General features: G+C 60.3%; 13 protein-coding genes. 8 read left to right on the top strand and 5 right to left on the bottom strand.

Annotated elements, in window-relative coordinates:
* Nucleotides 1–3 precede the first annotated feature (3 nt).
* From GJ700_RS32690 to GJ700_RS32675, 4 genes are all read left to right on the top strand, one after another.
* Nucleotides 4–1,077, top strand: coding sequence for a glycoside hydrolase family 62 protein (locus tag GJ700_RS32690; protein ID WP_154382025.1), 1,074 nt, complete (start codon nucleotides 4–6; stop codon nucleotides 1,075–1,077).
* 131 nt (nucleotides 1,078–1,208) lie between these two features.
* A complete protein-coding gene (locus tag GJ700_RS32685; RefSeq protein WP_154382023.1) occupies nucleotides 1,209–2,747 on the top strand; it encodes an alpha-N-arabinofuranosidase in 1,539 nt (512 codons plus the stop codon).
* 90 nt (nucleotides 2,748–2,837) lie between these two features.
* Nucleotides 2,838–4,073: an AraC family transcriptional regulator gene (locus GJ700_RS32680; protein ID WP_154382021.1), complete on the top strand. Its 1,236-nt coding sequence runs from the start codon at nucleotides 2,838–2,840 to the stop codon at nucleotides 4,071–4,073.
* A gap of 148 nt (nucleotides 4,074–4,221) precedes the next feature.
* Nucleotides 4,222–5,484: a glycoside hydrolase family 27 protein gene (locus GJ700_RS32675; protein WP_229507379.1), complete on the top strand. Its 1,263-nt coding sequence runs from the start codon at nucleotides 4,222–4,224 to the stop codon at nucleotides 5,482–5,484.
* Between the two features lie 38 nt (nucleotides 5,485–5,522).
* On the opposite strand, the gene GJ700_RS32670 is transcribed toward GJ700_RS32675, so the two are convergent.
* Both GJ700_RS32670 and GJ700_RS32665 read right to left on the bottom strand, forming a co-directional pair.
* A complete protein-coding gene (locus GJ700_RS32670) occupies nucleotides 5,523–6,119 on the bottom strand; it encodes a PEP-CTERM sorting domain-containing protein (protein ID WP_154382019.1) in 597 nt (198 codons plus the stop codon).
* 47 nt (nucleotides 6,120–6,166) lie between these two features.
* A complete protein-coding gene (locus GJ700_RS32665; protein WP_195764085.1) occupies nucleotides 6,167–10,222 on the bottom strand; it encodes a cellulase family glycosylhydrolase in 4,056 nt (1,351 codons plus the stop codon).
* Between the two features lie 770 nt (nucleotides 10,223–10,992).
* Here GJ700_RS32665 and GJ700_RS32660 point away from each other — a divergent pair.
* From GJ700_RS32660 to GJ700_RS32640, 4 genes are all read left to right on the top strand, one after another.
* Nucleotides 10,993–11,934 (top strand): PA14 domain-containing protein, encoded by a 942-nt coding sequence (locus GJ700_RS32660; RefSeq protein WP_154382015.1) that lies wholly within the window; start codon nucleotides 10,993–10,995, stop codon nucleotides 11,932–11,934.
* Between the two features lie 102 nt (nucleotides 11,935–12,036).
* Complete coding sequence (locus GJ700_RS32655; protein ID WP_154382013.1) at nucleotides 12,037–13,908, top strand: cellulase family glycosylhydrolase; 1,872 nt, start codon at nucleotides 12,037–12,039, stop codon at nucleotides 13,906–13,908.
* A gap of 85 nt (nucleotides 13,909–13,993) precedes the next feature.
* Nucleotides 13,994–17,059, top strand: a complete 3,066-nt coding sequence (locus GJ700_RS35790; protein WP_229507378.1) for a family 43 glycosylhydrolase — start codon at nucleotides 13,994–13,996, stop codon at nucleotides 17,057–17,059.
* Nucleotides 17,060–17,083: 24 nt separating this feature from the next.
* The gene (locus GJ700_RS32640; RefSeq protein ID WP_154382011.1) at nucleotides 17,084–18,568 is read left to right on the top strand and encodes a tryptophan halogenase family protein; all 1,485 of its coding nucleotides are present in this window, start codon (nucleotides 17,084–17,086) and stop codon (nucleotides 18,566–18,568) included.
* Between the two features lie 98 nt (nucleotides 18,569–18,666).
* On the opposite strand, the gene GJ700_RS35965 is transcribed toward GJ700_RS32640, so the two are convergent.
* The 3 genes from GJ700_RS35965 to GJ700_RS32630 form a co-directional block, all read right to left on the bottom strand.
* A complete protein-coding gene (locus GJ700_RS35965) occupies nucleotides 18,667–18,789 on the bottom strand; it encodes a hypothetical protein (RefSeq protein WP_260117404.1) in 123 nt (40 codons plus the stop codon).
* Nucleotides 18,790–19,163: 374 nt separating this feature from the next.
* Nucleotides 19,164–22,310: a TonB-dependent receptor gene (locus GJ700_RS32635; protein WP_195764084.1), complete on the bottom strand. Its 3,147-nt coding sequence runs from the start codon at nucleotides 22,308–22,310 to the stop codon at nucleotides 19,164–19,166.
* Between the two features lie 96 nt (nucleotides 22,311–22,406).
* The gene (locus GJ700_RS32630; protein ID WP_154382007.1) at nucleotides 22,407–23,702 is read right to left on the bottom strand and encodes a hypothetical protein; all 1,296 of its coding nucleotides are present in this window, start codon (nucleotides 23,700–23,702) and stop codon (nucleotides 22,407–22,409) included.
* Between the last annotated feature and the right edge of the window lie 325 nt (nucleotides 23,703–24,027).

Genomic DNA, 24,027 nt, shown 5'->3' with positions numbered 1-24,027 from the left:
GTAATGAAATTGAAAAAATGCGGTCTGGGGATTACGCTGTGGGCTGCCTTGGCAGTGTGCGGTTGCGACGGAAACAATGCAATTGCCAACAACGCTGCCGAACCTGATGCTCCACTTGCCAAACTGGCGTTTAACTGGACTTCCAGCCCGCCGCTGGTCGCACCGCAACCGGATCCACATCAGACAATTTACGGCGTGAAAGATCCTTCGATTGTTTATGTGGATGGAAAATACCACGTATTTCTCACAACGGCCGGATCTGCCGGCTGGGGGCTTGGGTACACGAGCTTTGACAAGTGGTCGAACGCACCGGCCGCGAAAATTGTCCCGCTGGACAAGTCCCCTATGGGGCCGGGTTATCGCGCCGCCCCGCAGGTATTTTATTTCGCTCCGCAGAAAACATGGTATCTCGTCTACCAAGGCGCCGATCCGCTTTATTCAACCTCGAAAGATATCGGCGACCCGATGTCATGGAGCGTGCCGAAACCGTTCTTTCCAGTCGTACCCGACATCGTCAAGGCCCCGCAAGGAGTCGGCTGGCTGGATTTTTGGGTGATCTGCGATGATAAAAAATGCTATATGTTCGGTACCGATGATAACGGACGTTTGCTTCGGTCGGAAACCGAATTAAGCCAATTCCCGAACGGCTTCCATAACACGGTTGCGGTCATGACCGCAAAAAAGGAAGACGTGTTCGAAGCGAGCAATACCTACAAGATTGCCAACACGAATACCTACATTACGCTGGTGGAGGCAATTTCTCCCAAAGGACGTTACTTCCGGATCTGGAAGAGCAATGGCTTGGACGGCAAATGGGAACCCTTCTCTTCCGCGCCCATGAACGCGTTCGCGACGCGCGACAATGTTGAACAGATTTGGTCCGAAGGGATTTCTCACGGCGAAATGGTGCGGACCAATCCCGATCAAACCATGACCATCGATGCTTGCCGGCCGCTCGAATACCTCTTCCAGGGGAATGATCCGGCGGTGCGTACCGACGATTACATCAAAATTCCGTACCGGTTAGGGGTGATCACGGCAAAGGGTGTAAATCCAGTAAGCGCACTCTGCCGCTGATCCGGCGCGTCATCCACTGGGAACCGCTCCGGCGATACGCCCGTGGCGGCCGACGGCAAGGCCGCCCTCACGATCAGGCCGCATGGCGGCCTTGTAGCAATCTTTAAATCACAACTGTCTGGAAATCCCGCATGAACATCATCAAACATAGCCTCGCCGTTCTCGGCATGATCGCGGCGCCGGCTTTTGCCGCCGGCCAGGTCACCATCAGCATCGATGCCGGCAAACCCGGCCCGGTCATCAACAAAAATGTGTACGGCCAGTTCGCCGAACACCTCGGCACCGGCATCTACGAAGGCATGTACGTCGGCTTGAAGTCGAACATCCCCAACACCCGGGGCTGGCGCAATGACGTGGTCGGCGCGCTCAAGGAGCTGCATGTGCCGCTGGTGCGCTGGCCGGGCGGCTGCTTCGCCGACACCTACCATTGGCGTGACGGCGTAGGCCCGCAGGACAAACGCCCGGGCAACGTCCACGCCAATGGCGCCATAGAGGAAATCAACGCCGTCGGCACCCACGAATTCTTCGACCTGATCGACATGCTGGGCGCCGACGCTTACGTCAACGGCAACGTCGGTACCGGCAGCGTGCAGGAGATGTCCGATTGGGTCGAGTACATGACTTCGGACGGCGGTTCGCCCCTGGCCAGGCTGCGCGCGCAGAACGGGCACGAAAAGCCGTTCAAAGTCGCCTACTTCGGTATCGGCAATGAGTTGTGGGGCTGCGGCGGCAATATGAAGCCCGACTACTATGCGAACCTGTACAGCAATTACGAGAATTTCCTGAGGGCGCCTGAAAAGTCCAGGCCGAAAATGATTGCCAGCGGCGGCAATGGCTTCGACACCGCCTGGACCGATGTCCTGAGCAAGGAACTGAAGGGCCGCACGGTCGGCATCAGCGTCCACCAGTACACCATCCCGGGCAGCAGCTGGGAGGTCAAGGGCAAGGACCTCGGCTTCAAGGAAGACGAGTGGATGTCGACGCTTGCCAATACCCTGAAAATGGATCAGCTCGTCAAAAATCACGTGGCCGTGCTGGACAAGCACGATCCAGAGAAGAAGATCGGGCTGATGGTCGACGAGTGGGGCACCTGGTATGACGAAGCGGGCGCAAGAAGCGCCTTGTTCCAGCAGAACTCCCTGCGCGACGCGCTCGTGGCGGCGCTCAGCTTCCACATCTTCCACGAGCACGCGGAGCGGGTGCCCATGACCACCATCGCCCAGATGGTCAATGTCCTGCAGGCGATGATCCTGACCGACAAGGAGAAGATGGTCCTGACCCCGACCTATTACACGTTCCAGATGTATGTGCCGTTCCAGGATGCCAGGTCGCTGCCGCTGGCAATCAAGGACAACACCAGCTATACCCTGGGCGCAACCACCATTCCAGGCGTGAGCGCTTCGGCGGCGCGGGCCAAGGACGGCAAGGTGTACCTGGCGCTGGTCAACACCGATCCGTCCAAGGCGGTCGACGTCGCCGTCAACGTCGCCGGCACGATGGTAAAAGGCGCGGCAGGCAAGGTGCTGACTTCGGCCACGATGGATGCGCACAATACGTTCCAGAATCCGCAGGTCATCAAGCCGGCGGCGTTCAGCGCGCGTGCCGCAGGCGGCAAGCTGGCGATCAAGGTGCCTGCCAAGGCCGTGATGGTGGTCGCATTGGAGGAGTAAGCCCCTCACGCGCCATCGCTTTCTGATCACCTTCACCATGCACGCCTTCCCTATGAGGGCAACCGGGTGCCTGGCAAGCGTTGGCGCGACATGATAGTTCAGAAAGCGTTGTGCCTAATGCAAGAGATATACAAGAAGGCGCTCCTCGCACTTATCCTCCTCGTGGCCGCGAATGCGCTGATGGTGTCCTTTTTCACTTATCAGAGCTATCGCTCCCTTTCCCTGTTGCCTTGGGCGGGAGGCGGGGTCCGCCTGAAGGCCGCCGGTTGGACGGATAGCGGGATGGGCGGTACCTCGATCGTCCGCATCCACGATGACCAGCCGGACAAACTGCGTTTCGGCATGAAACTGACGAAAGCGGTGGCATTCCCATCCGCCATTGCCGACCTGATACTCATCGACGCGAAAGGACAGCTGGTGCTGGCGGACTGGTCGAAGTACACCAGCATCACCTTCCTCGCCAAATGCACTCCGTCGAATTCGATGGTATTTTCCCTTACCACCTTCGACGAAAAGATCTCGAAGAAGGGGGACTTCCAAACCTACCGGGTTCCGGCCACCTATTTCTCCTGCAATAAGAATGGGGTGCCGGTTTCCCTGGACTTGACCCGGCTCGCCCTGCCCGACTGGTGGCTCAACAAGATGAAGCTGGACTTGTCAAGCCAGGGTTATGCCCTCGACAAGGTGGCAAAGATTTCCTTTGGCGCCAATTTGAATAGTCCCCCGGACGTCGATTCCCAAGTGGAAATCAGCGAACTGGTGCTGCATGGTCGCGACTATCACTCTTTTGCATGGCTGGCCCTGGCGCTGTTGGCCAGCTGGGCCGTATTTGCGGTCTGGTTTTTCCGGGCCCATTCCCGCGCGCTGGTTGCCAGCGTCGCAACCAGCCTGAGAAAAGATGTTCCCCTGGCTGCCTACCGTCAATTAACCCTGGAACCGTATAAGGATAAGGAGAAGGCGGGTCTGCTGAAATATATTGCCACCAATTACACCGATCCCGGCCTGCTCCTGGAGTCGGTTGTTACCGCGACCGGGGTCAACCGAACCAAAGTCAATGATCTATTGAAATCAGAACTGGGCATGACTTTCACCGGCTATGTGAATAAATTGCGGCTGACGGAAGCGGCCCGCTTACTGTCCGAAAATAGCGGCGCCGCGATCCTGGAGATTGCGTATTCCGTTGGTTATGCCAATGTTTCCTATTTCAATAAGTTGTTCAAGGAAGAATATGGCTGCACCCCGAAAGTGTTTCGATCGATTTCGGCACAACAATCTGCGCCGCTCGGGGATTTACCAGTGAAGTCAGCCGCTGACTCTCCGCCCTGACCTCTTCCACTCCTGACAGTACCGATCGCAATTTCTACAGTTTTATAGAGGTTTCGCTAGTACCGTTAGATTCACTTGGCCCCTCTATTTATGCTCGGGCTGTCGGCCGACATGGGACGACGCCACCTTTTTTGCGAGTGATTTAGAGATGAAAACAAAGCACGTAACACACAAGCCGCTGTTCCTGAACTCGGCAATGACGGCAGCCGCCGCGGCGATGACCGTATTCATTGGCGCGACAGGCAATTGCTGGGCTCAAAAGGCTGAAGGCTTGGCCAGCACCCCGCAAATGGGCTGGAACAGCTGGAACAAATTTGCCTGCGATATCGACGAGCGCCTGATCCGCGAGACCGCCGACGCCATGGTCAGGCAGGGCTTGAAGGACGTCGGATTCCAGTACGTGAATATTGACGATTGCTGGCAAGGCCAGCGCGACGCCGACGGCAACATCCAGCCCGACCCCAAGCGCTTCCCATCCGGCATGAAGGCGCTGGCGGACTATGTGCATGGCAAGGGACTCAAGCTGGGCATCTACTCGGACGCCGGCGCGACCACTTGCGGCGGCCGCCCCGGCAGCCGCGGCCACGAGTATCAGGATGCGCGGACCTATGCGCGCTGGGGCATCGATTACGTCAAGTACGACTGGTGCGACACCCCGGGCTTGAACGCCGAAGCGGCCTACACCACGATGCGCGACGCGATCGCCAAGGCGGGCCGTCCGATGGTGTTCAGCATATGTGAATGGGGCATGAGCAAGCCATGGGAGTGGGCAGGCCATGTCGGCCATTCCTGGCGCACCACGCCCGATATTTATAATTGCTTCGACTGCGAATACAGTCCCGGTTTCTCGACTGGCCTGGGCGTGTTGCGTATCCTCGACAAGCAGGCGAATCTGCGCAAGTTCGCAGGCCCAGGCCACTGGAACGATATGGATATGCTCGAAGTGGGCAACGGCATGAGCGAGGATGAAGACCGCGCCCATCTGTCGATCTGGGCCATGATGGCCTCGCCTCTTATCCTGGGCAACGACCTGCGTTCCATGACCGAGGCGACCCGCCGCATCCTGACCAACCCCGGCGTGATCGCGGTGAGCCAGGACAAACTGGGTGTGCAGGCGCTGCGCATCCTGGCCGACGGTCCGCTGGAGATCTATGCCAAGCCACTCGAAGGCGACCAATGGGCCCTGATGTTCCTGAACCGCTCGAACCAGGCGGTCGACGTGCGCCATGACTGGAAGGCGCACCTCCTGACCGATGACCTGAGCAAGCGGTCGGTCGATTTCAAGCAGACCGTCTACCGCTGGTCGGACCTGTGGAGCAAGAAGACGGGCGACACCAGCGCCAAACTGGAAGCGCGCCTGGCGCCGCACAGCGTGCTGATGCTGCGCCTGACCAGCCCGGCGAAACCCTAGGGCGCGCCCGACCTCGCCCGGCGCATGTAGCCCAACCGCTAGCCGCGTTGCGGCATGCGCCGGGCCAGGACCAGTGCAAGCATGCCGATCCCCAGCAACAGCGGCGTGGCGGGCACTGGCACCGTACCGGAGGCGACGGTGGTGGTGAAGTCATCCATCACATACCAGCCACTGTCGCGCGTGATGGTCAGCGTCGCCACGTTGGCGAAGCCGCCGGTTATCCACTGGTAACTGTCGCCAATGGCGATATTGCCGGTAGTGCCGATCAGCTGGTTGAGTGCGTCGTAGGCGGTGATGTTGATCCAGCTGGCCTTGTCACTGGCGCCTTCCGGCGTGGCGAACCAGGCGCCGGCAAAATTGAAGCCAGCGGCGCTGCTGACGCTGATCTGGTCGTCGCCAAAGCCATTGACGGCGAAATTGGCGCCGGAATGGGCGGCGTTGGCGTAGCCGCCGATGCTGCTGTCACCCGCGAACCAGCCTTCACCCCAGGAGAGGCTCGCGTAAGGGCTGGCGTCGGAGAGGCTGGTGAAGTCGCCGTCGGTGCTGACATCTTCGAACCCGATCACAGCAGCATGGGCGCCGCCGGCCAGCATCAGGCTGGCGCCCGCGAACAATGCGCAAAGAATTTTTTTCATCTTAATCTCACTCCGGTTGAAACCCCGGCCTTCAAGCCGGGGCTTATTTATTTAGGGAATTTAATAGTTGCCCGTTTAATGGTCACGGAACCTGTTTTTGCGAAGAATTGGATACCTAACCCCACCGCATTCGGGACGCCCAAAGCAGAACACGTGAATTCTGTATCTTGACCTGCAACCAGCGCTTTATAGCCAGTCCAGCAATTCCACTCAGAAGCAGTCCAACCGTCGGAGTAGGTATAGAACTGGAACAAGCCATCCATTCCGCCATTTCGATCCGAAACAAACGCCTGGTCAAAATTAAGGACCACTTTCAAGGTTGCGCCACTCCAATTGATTGGATTCGCGAAGCGATAGGTGGCAGCCGCCCCCGCCTGGTTCAGCGATAGTTGCATATACGCAGTAGAATCGATATCCGTCGCCTCATTACTCACAGTCCAGCTATGTGGGCGATTACTCAATCCGGTGACTTTTCCAGCGCCGACCAACATTGCATCAAGCACTTGTGGATCACCGACGGCCGGTGTTGTACGGTCAAACAACAGGCCTTCAGCCATCCCGATCTCCCATGCGAATGGCAAGATGCCATGGGCAAGCGCCGATTTGGTGACAACTTGATAGAAGTGTTCCCGCGAAGCGAGATGCAGATCAAGGTCAGCGCAAACCGACTGGTCACGCTTCATGGCGGCGAATTCCCCCAGCACCACCGGAATCCCTTGGTCCACAAATTTTGTTTTCATTTTGGCGAACTGCGCATCGGTATAAGCCTCTTCCATGAGCGGAAGCTTCCCCGGCGAGTTGCGATAAGTGTCGGTGAGCGACTTGTAGCCGTCGCCCCAATAACAATGCATCTGTGACCAGTCATTATCTTCCCCGTGGTTCGAAAAAGCCCCCGGGTAATAATGAACTTCAGCCATTTGGCGACCTGGTACAGTGTCGGCGGGCATGCCATTCCAATTATCGAACGTCATATCGATATCGGTTCTCAGGCCTTGGAGCACCAGCACGCGATAGGCGTTTCTGCCACCCGTCGAACGAACCGCATTGACAAATGTTTGGTGATAGCTGTCAAGAACCTTTACCTGGTCTGGGAAGATGGCATCGGGCTCATTGGCGCTGGCAAACAGGACATGCTCGTCAAAGTCACGCAGCTTGGTGGCAATTTGCTCCCAGTAGGCTTTCTGTTTGGCGTTGACAGCGGCTTTACTTGCAAAGTTAATATTCCGCTCGAGCCAGCCACCGTCCCAATGGATGTTAACGATCGCGTAGAGCCCGTTATCCACCGCGTACTGCACCACTTGCTTCACGCGGTCGAGCCAGGCGTCACTGATTTTTCCAGTGGTCTGATCGGCATACTGATCCCAGGATACGGGGATCCGGATCGCGTCGAAACCGCTGTCCTTCACCAATTTGACGTAAGCGGCGGAAACCTCCGGATTGCCCCAGCAAGTCTCTGACGCCGGGTTGCAACCATAAGCTTCCAATGTATTGCCGATGTTAGTTCCCATCTTTATCTTGGCAGCCAACTGGGTAGCGTTACTGCTCATGCCAGCCGCATTCGGCGCAACTGGAGTGGTGTTGTAGCTCGGATAAAGAGGAGCCGGAGGCGGAGGGGCCTGTGTATTGCAGATGTCGCCGAACACCAGCGGTACCGGGCCCGGTTTCTCCGAAAACTGGCTGAACAGGACGCGGAACGACACGGTTTGGCCAGGGGCGATCAGGCTGTTGTTGTCGGGCGTCGCCGTGTAGGTCGGATTGCTGCCCGTGATCGTCCCGCCATAGATTGCATTCACCTGGGTGTCGTCTTCAGAGGTCCAGTTCACCGACCAGCCGTTGATGGCCGAGCTGCCTTTGTTGGTGATTTGCACGTCGGCGGCGCCGCCGCCCCACCAGATGAAGGGAGTCAGAACGTACTTGCATTCGGCGTACTTGGGCGGCGGTTCATACGCCTGCGGTGTCACAGGAACGTCGCCGGCCGGGTCGATCTTGCCGTAGGCGATACCGCGGCCGGCGGTGCTCATGTAGACCGTGCCGTAGGTGTTCATGTCGCCGGTGACCCAGCCCATCTGCGGGCCGCCATATTGGTGGCCATCGTCGTTGACGCGCGCCCAGCTGGCGCCCTGGTCGATCGAGCGCAGCAGGCCGCGCCCGGCGCTTACCGCGCCCCACATGTACAGGGTCGGATGGCTGGCGCCCGGCGCTTCCTTGCCCAGCCCCAAAGCCTCGCAGGAGCCGATCGTGCTCACCTTGGCGAAGGTGGCGCCCGAATCGGTCGAGTGGGACAGGCCGCCCGAATTCAGGCATGCCCACAGGTCGCCCTCGACGCCGGGCGTGGCGCGCAAGATCGTCGAGCCGCCGGCGGCCAGCTGGGCTGCGGGGCTGAACGAGACGCCGCCATCGATGCTCACCAGCAGTTTTCCGGTGTCGCGGTCGTAGACGTAAAACTTGGCCGGGTTGACCGGGTCGGCCACCGGGCGCGCGTTTTTCACGGCGAGGCCGGTGACGGCCGTCCAACTGCCGCCGGCATTGGTCGAACGGTAGGTGGTGGTCGAATTTTCCGGGCTGTGCAGCAGCACCAGGCCGTCGGCCGACAGGGCCAGGTTGCCCTTTGCCGCCATGATGGACGGCGCCTGCGCCCAGCTCGCCCCCATATTGGCCGACGTGAAGAGCGAATTGCCCACCCGCGCCATCACATGCGGCGCCTGGGCGGCAACCGCCAGGCCGGTGGTGGTTCCCATCGCCGGGCTGTGTTGTGCGCCGTACTGGTCCGGCGCGTCCTGGATGAAGCCGTCGAAGTCGCCGAGGACCGATACCAGCGGCCCGTTCGGGATGCTCTCGGCGGAGAATGCGACGGTCTCTTCGATCCCGCGCACGTCGAAGTTCCAGCTGCTCTTGGGAGCGTCGATGTCGCTGGTCTTGAACAGCCCGTTGCCCGACACCACCCACGCGCTCTTTGGATCGAAGGGGTCGAACTCGATCGAAGAGGCCCAATGGATCGCCTGCCTGGAGATCCAGTCGATGCCGTTCGGGTCGACCGTCATGCCGCGGTCCATCAGGTCGGTCCAGGTGCGGCCGGCATCGACCGAAGTGAAGATGCGGTCGCCCCAGGTTTGTGCCGGCTCCTGCCTCTGTAGCCACCAGGTGTTGACGGTCGAGGCGACCAGGCGCTTGGGATTGGTCGGGTCGACGCTGATGCCGCCGAACGCCATATTTTTGCCGGCCGGCGTCACATTGGTCCAGGCGCCGCCGACGGTGTTGTATTCCCATATCTGGCCGTGGTCCAAAGGCTCGCTCGCCGATCCCCCGTGCGGCCCCGCGCCGTTGCCGTAGGTCAGGTACAGGCGGCCCTTGGACGTGAGAGCCGCGCGCTGCGGTATCAGGCCTGCCGGCGCGCCGGCCACGGGGGCGAAGGTGGCGCCGCCATCCTTGCTCATATATAGACTGGGGCCGACCGAGCCGTAACGCGACACGCCGACAAAGATGCGCTTGGCCGTGCCTTGCGTGACACTGGTGGGATCGAGCAGCACGAAGCTGATGCCAACGCCGTTGGGCGTGTCGTTGACGTTGAGCCCATTGACGCGGCTCCAGGTCGCGCCCGAGTCGATGCTCTTGAACAGGCCATTGTGGCGCGTGCCCACGAACAGCACATTGCTCGAACCCGGGTCGACTTGCAGCCGCTCGCCGGTCCCGCGGCCCATGCCGTTGCCGTGCGCCTTGAACTGGCTGGTCACGTCGGTGACGGTGAAGCTCTTGCCATAGTCGGTCGAACGCAAGACGGCGGTCTTGCCGCCGTTGAAGTATTCGGTGCCAGCCAACATGTACACATTGGCCGCGTTGCGCGGGTCGACCGCCAGCGACTCCACGCCCAACAGGCCCACATCGGCCTGGGACAGCCAGTCTGTCAGCGCGACCCAGCGGCCGGTCTGGCTGTCGTAGCGGTAGGCGCCGCCTACATCGGTGCGCGCGTAGACGACACCGCGCTCGCTCTTGCTGGGCACGATACCCGAAACGAAGCCGCCGCCGCCAATTGGGACGTTGTCCCATTTGTAGTTTTCAGCCGCTGCACTCAGCGACACCAGTGCGCCGGCAACCAGGCCGGCCATCAACGTTCTTCTCACATCCATTACTGTCCCCATTTTTAATGTATGCCTACCATTTCCACCGGCATTGGCACCGGCGGCAGGACCCGTTTAAAACCGTTATCACGGGTAATGGCGAGTCTATGGGGAGATCAAGGGGGACAATGGTATTTATGCCTCTATAAATTATCCGTATGCAGATAGTTTTACTACTTTAAGCAAGAGTTCTAAACAAGCGTGAAGGATGGTGCGTCCGGCGAAGATGCCAATGGTCGATGGCGATTAACTTTGCGCCCATATGCATTTAGTACCCCCTGGTTATATAGGCAACTCCCAATTCAGCATTCGCGGCCCTGTTTCGATCCGGGGATTATGAGCACCACGACTCTGGATGAGTGCACCCGAAATAACGCGAATGGTGAAGATATTACAAGGTGCAGATAATTGCATAGATACTGCACTTCCTTGTATCGACCATGCGGCGGCGGCGCGGTCGCTGATGGTGGCCGGGTCGCGTAGCGGAGTCTAATGCGACCAATAGAAAAATCTGCACAAATACCAATACAGGCCGTGCAGATTTTTTGCCAGACACCGTTATGGCAGGCGGCGAGGCATTTTAGCGTGTATTTTTGCCGAAATATTTGGGATAGACTCGGCCGAATAGCCGGGCAGATGGGCCTGCTCGTTCTCCTATTTCCACCTGAAAGTCGACTTCGTAAAAGAAGCCGGCTTTTTAATTCACTTGATTTGATTGTCTGTAGAAACGTATGTGTCCAATACCGCCAGAAACCAGTTTGCCCCAGTCCGAACCTGACCGTGAGCCCCACTGGCAGCGCAAGAACAATCGTTACGCCATCGGCCTTGTGATTCTCCTTCATCTGGCGCTGGGATTATTCGTGATGCTGTCGAACTTTCGACGGCCCCCACCCAAACCGGAGCCGCGCAATGTCGACGTCGTGATCTTCGAGGCGAAAGTGCCGGAGAAAGAGCTTCCCACCCCCCCGCTCGAGCCAAAGGAAGTCCAGCCTCCGATGGCGGAGATCCCGCCCATGCCGGATCTGCCACCCGCCAAGGTTCCCGACAATCCTGCGCCCGCGAAGCCCGTGGTCGATGCCATCCCGGCGCCTCCGCCGGCGCCGGTGGTCGCCGCGCCCCCTCCTCCGCCACCGCCGCCGCCCGTCGCCAAAGAGGTGGCCAGCACACCTCCCAAGCTGTTCGAAGAATGCGCCGAGGCGTCGGATCGGCATATGGTCGCCGACGTCTATCGTCTCACTGTCGGCAACCAATCGGTGTCCGAAATGCGCCGGCGCAAGCCAATCAAGCGCGTTTGCCTGACCCAGCTCGATATCACGCCGCGCTCCTTCCGCGAAGGCTTTCCCGGCATGGGCTCGACGGTCGAATGGTTCGGGATGGATATTCGCTTCACCGTCAATATTGCGGAAACCGCCACGTGGGAACTGATGCTGTTGGCCGACGATGGCGCCATTCTCAGCATCGACGATGAAAACGTGATCGACAACGATGGCATCCACGCCCCAACACCCGTGGCGACCAGGGTCAAGCTGGAGAAGGGCTTGCGCAATTTCCGTGTGCGCTATTTCCAGGGGCCAGGTCCGGACCTCGCATTAATGCTTGCCTGGAAAAAGCCCGGCGCGGCCGATTACAGCTACGTGCCGCGCAGCCTGATCGGGCGACCGCCCGCCGGCTCGCTGCCGCAGATCCAGCAGAAGGAGTGACCGGCGCCGTCGCGCCGCTGCAGATGGGGCCAATTCTCCATCCCGCAATCACAAGCCAGCCTGTCGTTGGGCTGTACTATTAATAATGTGGAGATAATTGAAATGAACAAAAGTCCTTTAATTATTACATCCCTTGTTATAGCTTTATCCGGAAGCGCTATAAGCGCTCAGGCTCAGACGTGCACACCAACCGCAGTAACTCCCTATATTTATTCGTCCGGCGCCTGGAATATAACAGCCGCTGCGGCAATTAATACTGGAAATCAGATCGTATTTGGGCCGCAGCCAATCAACGGCGGGTCCTGGTCATGGAGCGGCTGCGGAACATCAGGTTCTTCGCGCGAACAATTCGTAACGCCCAGTGCCAGCTGTACTGCAACAGCTGTCTACACCAATAGTTGCGGCGCGCAAACCACGCAATCCTTTGCGATTACAGCTTATCCTGACTACAACACCAATCCGATCGCCCCGAATGCGGCCGGCATGAGCAGTAACGCGGCTCAGTTGGCTGCGAAAATTAAGCTGGGGACTAACATTGGCAACACGATGGACGCTTATGGTTGCAGCCCGGCGTCCGAGACTTGCTGGGGCAATCCGATGATTTCCGCCGCTTACGTCAAATTGGTAAAGGACTGCGGTTTTGATGCGATCCGGATCCCCGTATCCTGGGATCAGTATGCCGATCAGACCACTGGACAAATCAGTGACGCCTGGCTCGACCGCGTCAAGCAAGTGGTGCAGTACGCGGTAAATAACGGGCTCTACGCGATCGTCAACATCCATTGGGATGGTGGCTGGCTGGAGCGGAATATTAACGACGCAAGTAAAGTCGCCGTCAACGCCAAACAGAAAGCCTACTGGCAGCAAATTGCCACCAAGCTGCGTGACTTTGACGAGCATGTCCTGTTTGCCAGCGCCAACGAGCCCGATGCCATCTTTCCAGACCAGGTAAGTGTGCTAGACAGCTATCACCAGACATTTGTCGATGCGGTTCGTTCGACGGGTGGCAGAAACGCCTATCGCGTGCTGGTGCTCCAAGGCCTGAGAACCGATATCGATATGACTTTCAATGATTGGAATGGTATGCCGTCCGACTCGGTGACGGGTCGCCAAATGGCTGAAGTTCACTATTACCCGGGGGCTTTTTCGAACCACGGGGAAGATAATGACTGGTCACAGATGCACTGTTATTGGGGCGACGGCTACAAGTCGCTCACCGACACTTATCGCAACTCGCCGGGGAAGCTTCCGCTCATGGAAGAGGCTTATACCGATGCGCAGTTCGCCAAAATGAAAACAAAATTTGTGGACCAAGGGATCCCGGTGGTGCTGGGGGAATTCGCCGCCATGAAGCGTGCCCAGTCGGTTTGCGCTGACCTTGATCTGCATCTCGCTTCGCGGGAACACTTCTATCAAGTTGTCACCAAATCTGCGCTTGCCCATGGCCTCTTGCCATTCGCATGGGAGATCGGGATGGCTGAAGGCCTGTTGTTTGACCGTACAACACCGGCCGTCGGTGATCCACAAGTGCTTGACGCAATGTTGGTCGGCGCTGGAAAAGTCACCGGATTGAGTAATCGCCCAAATAGTTGGACCTTGAGTGCCGGGGCTACAAATAATAGTTCAACTGCGTATATGCGATTTACCCTCAACCAGGCGGGGGCCGCTGCTGCTTATACTTTTGACCATCCGGTTAATTGGGGTGGCAAAACCCTGAAAGTGGTCCTTAATTTTGATCAGGCATTTGTTTCAAATCGAAATGGCGGAATGGATGGCTTGTTCCAGTTCTTTACCTATTCCGCCGGTTGGGTTACGAATGAATGGAAGTGCTGGACTGCGAATAAAGCATTGGTTGCAGATCAGGATACAGAGTTCACGTGCTCTGATTTTAGTGTCCAGAATGCGGAGGCGGTAGGTATCCAATTCGTTGGATCGGCAGGTTCCGTTACCATTAAAAGAGCAACTATTAAATAAACTCCATCAAATTTCCACCTTACAGCCGGCTTCGTAAAAGAAGCCGGCTTTTTAGTGACTTTTTATCGCTTAGCCGCACCATCTCATGAAAAAAACACCCCGCTCCGCTCTCGTTGTATTGTCCGTGCTGGCGTCGCTGCCCGCGCCGTCATACGCGCTCAATCCGGTTATTCAAACGATGTATACCGCCGATCCGGCCCCCATGGTGCATAAAGGGACGCTCTACCTGTTTTCCAGCCACGACGAGGATGTCGGGGAAAAGAACAATTTCAACATGAAGAACTGGGTGCTCTCCACCACGACGGATATGGTGAACTGGACCCAGCACGGCGCGATCGCCTCGCTGCGGGATTTCCCCTGGGCCGCCAAGGAGATCTCCGGCTGGGATGGTTTTGACAATGGCGCCTGGGCACCGCAGGCGATCGAGCGGGATGGGAAATGGTATCTCTATGCCCCGGTGCAAGGCCGCGGCATTGGCGTGCTGGTGGCCGATAATCCCCTCGGGCCCTACGTCGATCCCCTCAAAAAACCGCTGATCGCCGGCCACGCCGGCGGCCTGTATGACAGCATCGATCCGACCGTCTACATCGACGACAAGGGCCAGGCCTATCTGGCCTGGGGCAATCCCAACCTGTGGTCGGTGAAGCTGAACAAGGACATGATTTCCTACGACACCAGCGTCGGGGAGAATGGCATCATTGGCCATCCGATGACCGTCAAGGCCCTCGGCGAGCGAACCCCGCCGGACACGGTAGGCGTTACGAAGCCGAAGCCCGCGCTGCGCGGCACGTCCTACGAAGAGGGTCCCTGGCTCTACAAGCGCAAGAATCTGCATTACCTCTTTTTTGCCGCTGGTCCCATCCCCGAGCATCTTGCCTATTCCACCGGCCCCACAGCCGAAGGCCCGTGGACCTACGGCGGCGTCGTCATGGCCCCGCAAAGCGCCTTCACCAACCACCCGGGCGTGGTCGATTACAAGGGCAAGACCTACCTCTTCTACCACACCGCCGACCTTCCGGGAGGCGACGGCTTCAAGCGTTCCGTGGCCGTCGATGAGTTGAAGTTCAACCCGGATGGCTCGGTCCCGATGGTGCAGCCGACCAGGGAAGGGCCGGCGCCGGCCGCCACCCTCGATCCTTACCGGCGCGTCGAAGCCGAGACCATCGCCTGGTCTTCCGGAGTCAAGATCGAGCCCAGCAGCGCCGGCGGCCAGAATCTGCGTGACATCCATGACGGGGCTTACGTCCAGGTGCGCAATGTCGATTTCGGCGCGACCGGCGCGCGCGCGTTCATGGCCAGCCTGTCCAGCACGGCCCTGCCGCGGCAGGCCACCGGGGCGACGATCGAGATTCGTTTAGGCAAGGTCGACGGCAAGTTGATCGGCACGCTGCCGGTGGTGGGAACCGGCGGCCAATGGAAGCCGCAGTCTACCCGGGTCTCCGGCGCCGCCGGCGTCCAGGATGTCTTCTTCGTGTTCCGCGGTGCGGCCGGCGAAGAACTGTTCAAGTTCGATTTCTGGCAATTTTCCCCGAACGCCGACGCGTCCCAGCCTGTACCAAAGGCACTGGCGAATCCTGCCCATAATCCCCTTATCTGGGCCGACGTCCCGGACATCTCACTGATCCGGGTAGGAAAAACCTACTACATGAGCAGTACGACGATGCACATGAGCCCGGGCCTGCCGATTATGAAGTCGACCGACCTGGTCAACTGGAGCATGGCCTCCTATACCTATGACACCCTGGCCGACAACGAAGCGTTCCGCCTCGAAAACGGCAAGAACGCCTACGGCGCCGGCTCTTGGGCCAGCAGCATCCGGTACCACGATGGCGTGTTCCATGCCACGACTTTTGCCGCCACCACAGGGGGGCGCACCCATGTCTACACCACGCGCGATCCGGAACGCGGCCCGTGGAAAGAGACCAATTTCGAGCCCTTGATGAATGACCACAGCCTGTTTTTCGACAATGGCCGCGCTTACATGGTGTGGGGGTGCAATAAAATCATGCTCACCGAGCTGAAATCCGATCTCTCCGGCGTCAAGCCCGGCGGCGTGAACAAGCCCATCATTGACCACGTCAACGCCCTCTTCGGCGCCGAGCAGGGCGGACTCTGTGGCGAGGGTTCGCAGCTTTCCAAGATCAACGGCCGCTACTACCTGTTCAACATCGCCTCGCCCAAAACCCGCTGGGCACGCACGGTCATCGTCCACCGCGCCGACGCCATCGACGGTCCCTACGAGGGCCGCATCGTGCTCGATGATCGCGGTATCGCCCAGGGCGGCCTGGTCGACACCCCGGAAGGCAAATGGTATGCCTATCTCTTCAAGGACAACGGCGCCGTCGGTCGCGTGCCCTACCTCGTGCCCGTGACCTGGAAGGACGGCTGGCCGGTGCTCGGCAAAGATGGCGAAGTGCCGATGACGCTCGACATACCCGCCGGCGCACAGGGCGCTTCCGGCGCCTCCGGCATCGTCGCCTCCGACGAATTCGACCGCCTGCCTGGCGTCCCGGCCCTGCCCCTCGCCTGGCAATGGAATCACAATCCCGATCCGCGCAACTGGTCGCTCACCAGGCGCCCGGGCTACCTGAGCTTCGTCACCAGCCGGGTCGATTCCAGCCTGCTTGATGCCAGGAACACGCTCACCCAACGCACCTTTGGCCCTGACAGTTTCGCCACCACCAGCGTCGACGTGAGCGGCATGAAAGATGGCGACTGGACCGGCATCGCCGCTTTTCAGGCAAAGTATGGTTTTGTTGGCGTAAAGATGAGCAATGGCGCCAAATCACTCGTCATGGTGAGCGCCGACTCGGACAAACCCGAGGAGATCGCCTCCGTTCCACTCTCCGGCAATACCGTTCACCTCAAGGTCGAATGCGAATTTCAGTCCGCCCCTGAGGACGCCCGCTTCGGCCTCGACGAGGGGGGCGCCAAGGTCTACGGCATACCAGGCAAGCCTGAAGTGGCCCGCTTCTCCTACAGCCTCGACGGTAAATCCTGGACCCCCATCGGCCGTCCGTCGCGCCTTGCCTACACCTTCCCGCACTTCATGGGTTACCGCTACGCCCTGTTCTTTTATTCGACCAAGATCGCCGGTGGCCGTGTCGACTTTGACTACTACCGTATCGGTCAAAACGGCGGCGCCCACTGAGCGCCGCCCGGCAAGGAGATAGACATGAACACCGCATACAAACGCATTGTCGTCGTTGGCGGCGGTACAGCCGGCTGGATGGCGGCCACGTCACTGGCGACGGCGCTGCCCGGCAGCACGGTCGAACTGGTCGAATCGGAAGAGATCGGCATTGTCGGCGTGGGCGAGGCAACGTTTCCCATGCTGCGCGATTTTCACAAGGCGAACGGCATTGATGAGGCCGCGTTCCTGCGCGCCACCAATGGCACTTACAAGCTTGGCATCGAGTTCCGGGACTGGCGCGCCAAGGGCCACCGTTTCTTCCATACCTTTGGCAATTTCGACGATCTGGCCGGCCCCGCATGTCTATGGGGCCAGTACCGCCGCGTCAACGATGCCGCGCTCGGCGCGCTGGGCGAGCAATGCCTGCCGAGCGTGATGGCCAGCCAGGGCCGCTTCGCCACGCCGCCCAGGGAACACCCCAATCTGTATAGTTACGCTTACCATTTCGATGCCTCCCTGTACGCTGGCTTCCTGCGCGGCATCGCGCTCAGCAGGGGCGCGCGGCGCACCGAAGGGCGCATCGTCGACGTCAGGCGCCGCGCCGACGGCGGCGTCGACCAGCTCAAGCTCGACGATGGCCGCGTGGTGGCAGGCGACCTGTTTATCGACTGTTCCGGCTTTGTTTCCCTGCTGCTGGGCCGCGCCCTGGAAGAGCCATTCGTCGATTTCAGCCGCTGGCTGCCGGTCGACCGGGCCTGGGCCGTGCCCAGCGAACCGGGCGGACCCGGGCTCACGCCGCACACCGTCGCCACCGCGCTCGAAGCGGGCTGGGCCTGGCGGATTCCGCTGCAAAACCGGGTCGGCAACGGCCACGTGTTCTCCACCCGCTACATCGACGAGGAGCGTGCGTGCGCCCGATTGCTCGAACTGCTGGACGGCCCTGCCCTGGCCGAACCGCGCCTGTTGCGCTTCACTACCGGCCACCGCGAGCGCTTCTGGGTCCACAACGTGGTCGGCCTGGGCCTGTCGTCGGGCTTTTTGGAGCCGCTCGAATCGACCAGCATCCTCCTGATCCAGCGCGGCCTGGAAAAAATGATCGCACTGCTGCGGCCAGATGCGCGGCCCGCCGCGGCCGCGGTGGCCAACTACAACACGGGCATGACCAGGGTGTTCGAGCGCATCCGCGACTTCATCATCCTGCACTATTGCCTCACCGAGCGCCGCGACAGCGCGCTGTGGCGGGACATGGCCAGCATGGAATTGCCGGAAACGCTGGCCTTCAAGCTGCACGCCTGGCGCCAGACCGGCTGGCTGAACATGAACGGGGAAGAAGGTTTCGAGGCCACCAGCTGGCTGGCCATCCATGCCGGCATGGGGAACTGGCCCGAGCACGCCGACCCCGTGCTGGCCGAAGTGCCGGTCGCCGAAGCGTTGCAAGCCCTGCACCAGCGGCGCGACCATTACGCCGCTGTCGTGGCGAGCATGCCCACCCACGAAGCTTTCCTGCGCCTCATGCTGGGGCGCTGAACCGGCAACGTCGGCGGCCCCTAAGAACCGCTGACGGTGCTGCGCCAAGCGCCTGACGTCGAATCAAACCACCGTCGCGGTGGTTTTTTTTCGTACCGTCAGTACAGATCGTCGACCAGCGTGACCTTGGCCAGCCGCGCCAGCCATTCGCTCTCCTGCGGCGGCGGCAGCGCCATGCTCTCGATGATCGTCTTCAGGCTGGCTTTCCGCCGTTCTCCCATCGGGCGCTGCATGGCGTAAGCGGCTTCGGTCGAGGCTGGGTCGGCACGGATGGCTTCGGCCAGATGGCAGCGCGCCGCCTCCAGGCTGCCAGCCTTGGCGGCGCCCTGCTGCTGGTTTGCCCTAAATTATGGCTCAGGAGTGTCGACAATACTCGTGGCGATTCAGAAATCGCCGAAGCCGTGGAAGAAACGGTTGCTGACATGGCCCCAGTCCTTGACGCTCGAATAGCTTTGTCAGACATGGACAGCCCATATAAAAAAAGAGGCGGCCGGAGCCGCCTCTGAAACTGCAGCCGAAGCAGCAGAAAGGAGACTACAGGAGGTCCATTGCGCCTGCGTGGCGATGGACCTGATGTCGCGACAGCGCGAGCGACTTAGTACGTGTAACGCAGCGCCAGGCGGTAACTGCGGCCGGGCTCGAACCAGGAACGGACCATGTTGCCGATACCTTGCTGTTGGGTCTGCTTAACAACGGTATCCAGGATGTTGCTGGCGTTGAAGCTGGCCTGGACATGATCGTTGAACCGATAGTCGAACCCGAAGTCCAGCTGTCCGGCCGCTTCCTGCCAGGTCGGCAAGCCCCAGCCCACGTCGCGCGGATAGACTGTCTGGCCGTCGACAACCGTGGCCCGCGTCGGATCGGCGCTGGTGGCATCCTGGCCCTGCGTGCCGTTGACGGACACGCCCTGCAGGAAACGGCCTCGCCAGCTGTAGGCCAGGCGCATCGACATCGGCCCCCGGTCGTAGAAGAACATGAGGTTGTAGGCGTTCTTCGACAAATACTGCAGGGGCATATCGGTGAACGGCATGCCATTGGTATCGCAGCCAAGCAAGTTCAAGGAACTGTTGTTGAACGAATTGGCGGCCGGGCAGTACTTCAGATTGTACGGATGGTGCAGCGTCTGTTTGCTCTTGATGTAGGTGTAGTTCGCCGAGACGCCGAAGCCCTTGACCCAATCCGGCAACACTTCCGCCAACGCCGGTACATTGTTGAGGTAGGTCTGGCCAGCAAGCTCCAGTCCGGTCACCTTGCCGTCCGCCGCATTGTCCGGCGCGGTGATCACGAAGGTTTGCGGGTTGCCAGCCAGGTCATTGTAGTCGCGGGTATAGGCCGAGCGCATGATGATGTCACGCACTTGCTTGTGGAACAGGGCGCCCGTCAGCGACGAGCCGTTGCCCGGGTACCATTCGAGCGTCGCGTCAAAGCTGTTGGCCTTGGTGGGCTTCAAATGGACGTTGCCCTTGTTTTCACCCCGGTAGTTGACGTTCTGCACGGTGCTGGTGGCTTGATCAAAAATGATCTGCTGATCCAGCTTCACGTATTCATTCAGGTCGGCAAAGCTGGGCCGATACATCGACTTCGCGAACGCGAAGCGCGCTTGCAGCTGGGGTGTAATTTCCATCTTCAAGTTAACACTCGGCAGCACGTCGACAGCGCTGCGGCCTTCGACGATCGGCTCGTCGATCTGTCCAAACCTCGGCACCGACGGTACCGAGCCGGTGCCGTAGACCGGCTTGAACACGGTGTAGCCGCGGGCCCGGGTGTCGGTGTGGACCACGCGCACGCCGGCGCTGCCCTCGACGGGGAAGCGCAGTTCATCGAAGCCGAAGCGCGTCATCAGATAGGCGGCCTCCGTCCTCTCCGACTGGCGCGAGGTTTTGGCCGGGTCGCCGTCGTAGACCAACGGCTTCCAGGGGTCGGGCATGTTCGAGCAGTCGTTGTTGGTGCCCGATTGCACGTTGCCCTGCTCGCATTGGATCTTCAGGATCGGGTTCGCCGCCGCCGCATAGGCGTTGGGATAGTCCTTGACCGCGGCGAGGCTCGGCGCCACCAGGGCGCCCGGGTTGGGGATTTTGCCGTTGAAGAAGTTGTCGAAGGTATAAAGGTTGGTCGGCACCAGGGCCGCGACCCTCGGATCGCTCAGGTAAGTGAAATTGGCACGCGCCCCCCAGGTCGGTTCGTCCGTCTTGGAGGCCGGTTGCCCCGGTGTGGACGAATTCCTGACTTCCCATGGCCTGGAGATGCTGTACCAATTAGAACCGCTCGCTTCGACGCGGTTCGCCGTGCGCTTGGTCACGCGCACGCCGAAGCGCAGGTCGCGCAGGACTGGATGGTCGAAGTTGTAGCGCGCGTCGGTCTTCCACGCATACAGGTCGGCATCCGCCTTCTCCCTGACCGGCCCGAACATCTCCAGGTAATAGTTGGCCGGATTGCGCAGGAACGCTTGCGCCTTGTCGTCGAAGGTGATCTCCCCGATATTTTTGGAGAGGTCGATATTCATGCTCGGCACGAAGGTGGCCAGGGTCATGTTGTTGCCACTATTCTTGTTGGTGGCATGGACCCATTGCAGGTCGTTCTGGAGCGACCAGCGCTCGTTGATGGTCCACTTGGCGTTCCAGGCGATCTCGCGGGTCTGCGAGCGCCTTTCGTTATAGGTTTGATTGGAATTGAAACCCAGTCCGCCGTCCACGAAATTATTCGCGCCCCGGCCGCCGATCGGATAGGTGTACCTGGCCGACTGCAAGACGCCCTTGCTGTCGAATACCGGATTGATGAGCGTGGACTTGTAGGCGTCCTCCACACCCGTGTACAGGGCGTTCTCGGTGCCGGTTTCCTTGTAGCCTGAGTGGAAATAGGTCAGCGCGGACGAGGCCCCGCCCTTCTTCCACTGCAGCGCGGCGTAGGCGCCGACACGGTCGGTCTGGCTGAGGTTGGTGCGCCACGAGGCCGATTTGGGCACCCACACGGTTTGTCCGGCGACGACGTTGGTGCGCGGGAAGTAGCCGTCCACTTGCACCGTGTCGTTGTGGGAATTGGTCTCGTTGGCGGACAGATTGAGCAGCGCGCCCCACTGGCCGAAGTCGTTTTCCCAGCGTTTCGAGACCAGGCCGGACAGCGCGGGCGAGGTTTTCGCGCCGAGCTCGTTGTAGTTCACATAGGTCGAGGCCGCGAATTTATCGCCCTTGTAGTCGAACGGCAGCGCGGTGCGCAAGTCGACCTGGCCGCTCACGCCACCTTCGATCAATTCGGCCGGCGGATTCTTGTGCACGATCACCGCGGACATCAGTTCCGCCGGGATGTCACCCCAGCTCAACTCGCGCCCCGGCCAGCCGGCCGAGAACGATTCGCGACCGTTCAAGGTGGACGAACCCCAGGTCAAGCCGCGCACCGAAATGCCGGAACCCTCGACCGAGAAATGCTCCGGGTCGCCGCGCGAACGGTTGCGGTCCATCGTCACGCCGACGACACGCTGCAGCACCTCCGTGATCGACTTGTCCGGCAGCTTGCCGGCCTCTTCGGCGACGACGCCGTCGATGACTTCCTCGGCATTCTGTTTGAGCTTGGCGGCCGACTGCATCGCCGCGCGCTGGCCGGTCACGACCACGCTCACGGGCTCCTGATCCTTGGAAGCTGGCGCCGCGGGCGCCGTTTGCGCCTGCGCGGCGCCGCTATGGAGCGCCGCGAGCTGCGCCGCCGCGAACGCCAGCGCGGTCATCCGCAAGGGTTTCCGCTTGGTCATTGTTCCGATTGTCCTCATTGTCTCTATCCTCTTGAAATCATATTTTTCTTTGGCTGCCCGCCGCGCCGCGCGGGAGCAGTAAATCGTCGTGCGCCATCACTGGAAGGTGATTGGTCCGGTCAGCGTGATCGTGGTCTGGTAATTCGGCGCCGGCGCGGCCGGATTCGGCACCTTGAAGTTGCCGACTGGTGAGGCAAACCGTATCGCGACGACCGGGTAATCCTGCAGCTCATACCAGGGGTTCAGATCCTTCAACTCGCACGCCTCCGAGACTGCAAAGTCCCTGAGCTTGAGGTTGTAGTTCGCCGGGGCCGGGGAGCTTGGCTTGAACGTCGCCCGCAAACGCACGTTGCATTTGTCGTTGTTCGCTTTGCGGTTGAAGTGGCCGAGGATCAAGTCGACTTCGACCTGGTTGTCGCCGGTGGCGAACCATTCCTGGTTCTGCGAGAAGTTGAACTTCAGCGCCGCCTGGGCATCGATCCGCACGCCGTCCGGCGTGTCCTTGGTGTCCAACAAATTCGACACGTGGGGCGCGTACACGTCCATTTCCGCCCAAACCCGCCACCAGCGTCCGTCGGTGTAGGGGGCGTTCTTGTAGGTGTAGGTATCGCTGATGCTGCTGCCATCCGCCGTCACGCTGGCATCGCACCAGCCGTTACACCACCAACCGGTCTCACTGCTGCCACCGTGCGGATCAACCTTCCCGTCCTCGTTGGTGGTCGTTGTATTCTTGTAGCCGCTCAAGAACTTGATCTCGGGCGCCAATGCGTTGCCGATCGGCATGGTCTTGACCACTTTCGCCGACTCGTAGATATCGCCGCCGTCCATCGTGGCGGTAACGGTGCACAGCCCATCGGCGAGCTTTTGCAGCGTGGTTCCGCTGACCGAGCACACCGTTGGCGTGCTGCTGCTAAAGACGGGGGAGATACCGGCCACAGTGGACTCCGCCACCAGTTGCAACGGCTGCGTGTCCAGGGGTTGCGGCCCTGGGTTGCGGAAGAAGATTGCCGCCGGCCGCTTGGGAATAACAAAGAGCTGGCGTTGCGTGGCCGCGGCGTAGCCATTCCCGCCGGCCTGGTTGGCGTTCACCGAGCACTCGCCCGCTTTCAGCAGCGACAGCGTGGCGCCGCTGACGGTGCAGGTGCCCGGCGTGTTCGACACGTAGGTAATCGGCCCGCCCGAACTGGCCGTTGCCTTCAGCGTGATGGTCGCGATGGACGGCGGTACTGCGACCGTCTCCCCGCCCGGGAACGGGAAGGACACCGATTGCGCCATCCCGCCTTCGCCACCGCTACCTCCGCCACCGCCCCCGCCTCCGCAGCCCGCCAGCAGCGTGGCGCAGGCCAGTCCGACAGCCGTAAGCTGGAATCTCATTTTTTGTTGTCCCCTCATGATTTATGCTTCCTCTCTGTTGCGTTTACTACAACGGTGAAATTCGCCTCCGCCTGGGCACCGGCGTGCGCAGAACGCGAGGTGTGTCTTAGCCCCCGACCGCGGCCGCCACCGCTGCCTTGGCCGGGATCTTCAGGCTCAACTGCCATCGACGGCCTTCGCTGCGAACGGCACGGGCTTGACCGCATCTTGTTGGATGGCTTTCGTTTGCAGGACGGAAAGCAGGCCCCCCGCCTGACAAAACGGGCCGAGTCTATTCCAAATTTCGGGGCAAAAAAACACGCGGAAATGCGCTGCCGCCGGCCATAAGGGGCTCGGCCGAAAA

It is taken from the genome of Pseudoduganella rivuli (assembly GCF_009674485.1).
Classification (GTDB): Bacteria; Pseudomonadota; Gammaproteobacteria; order Burkholderiales; family Burkholderiaceae_D; genus Rugamonas; species Rugamonas rivuli_B.
The sequence above is the reverse complement of the archived record's forward strand: the minus strand, read 5'-3'. Positions and strand labels throughout refer to the sequence as shown.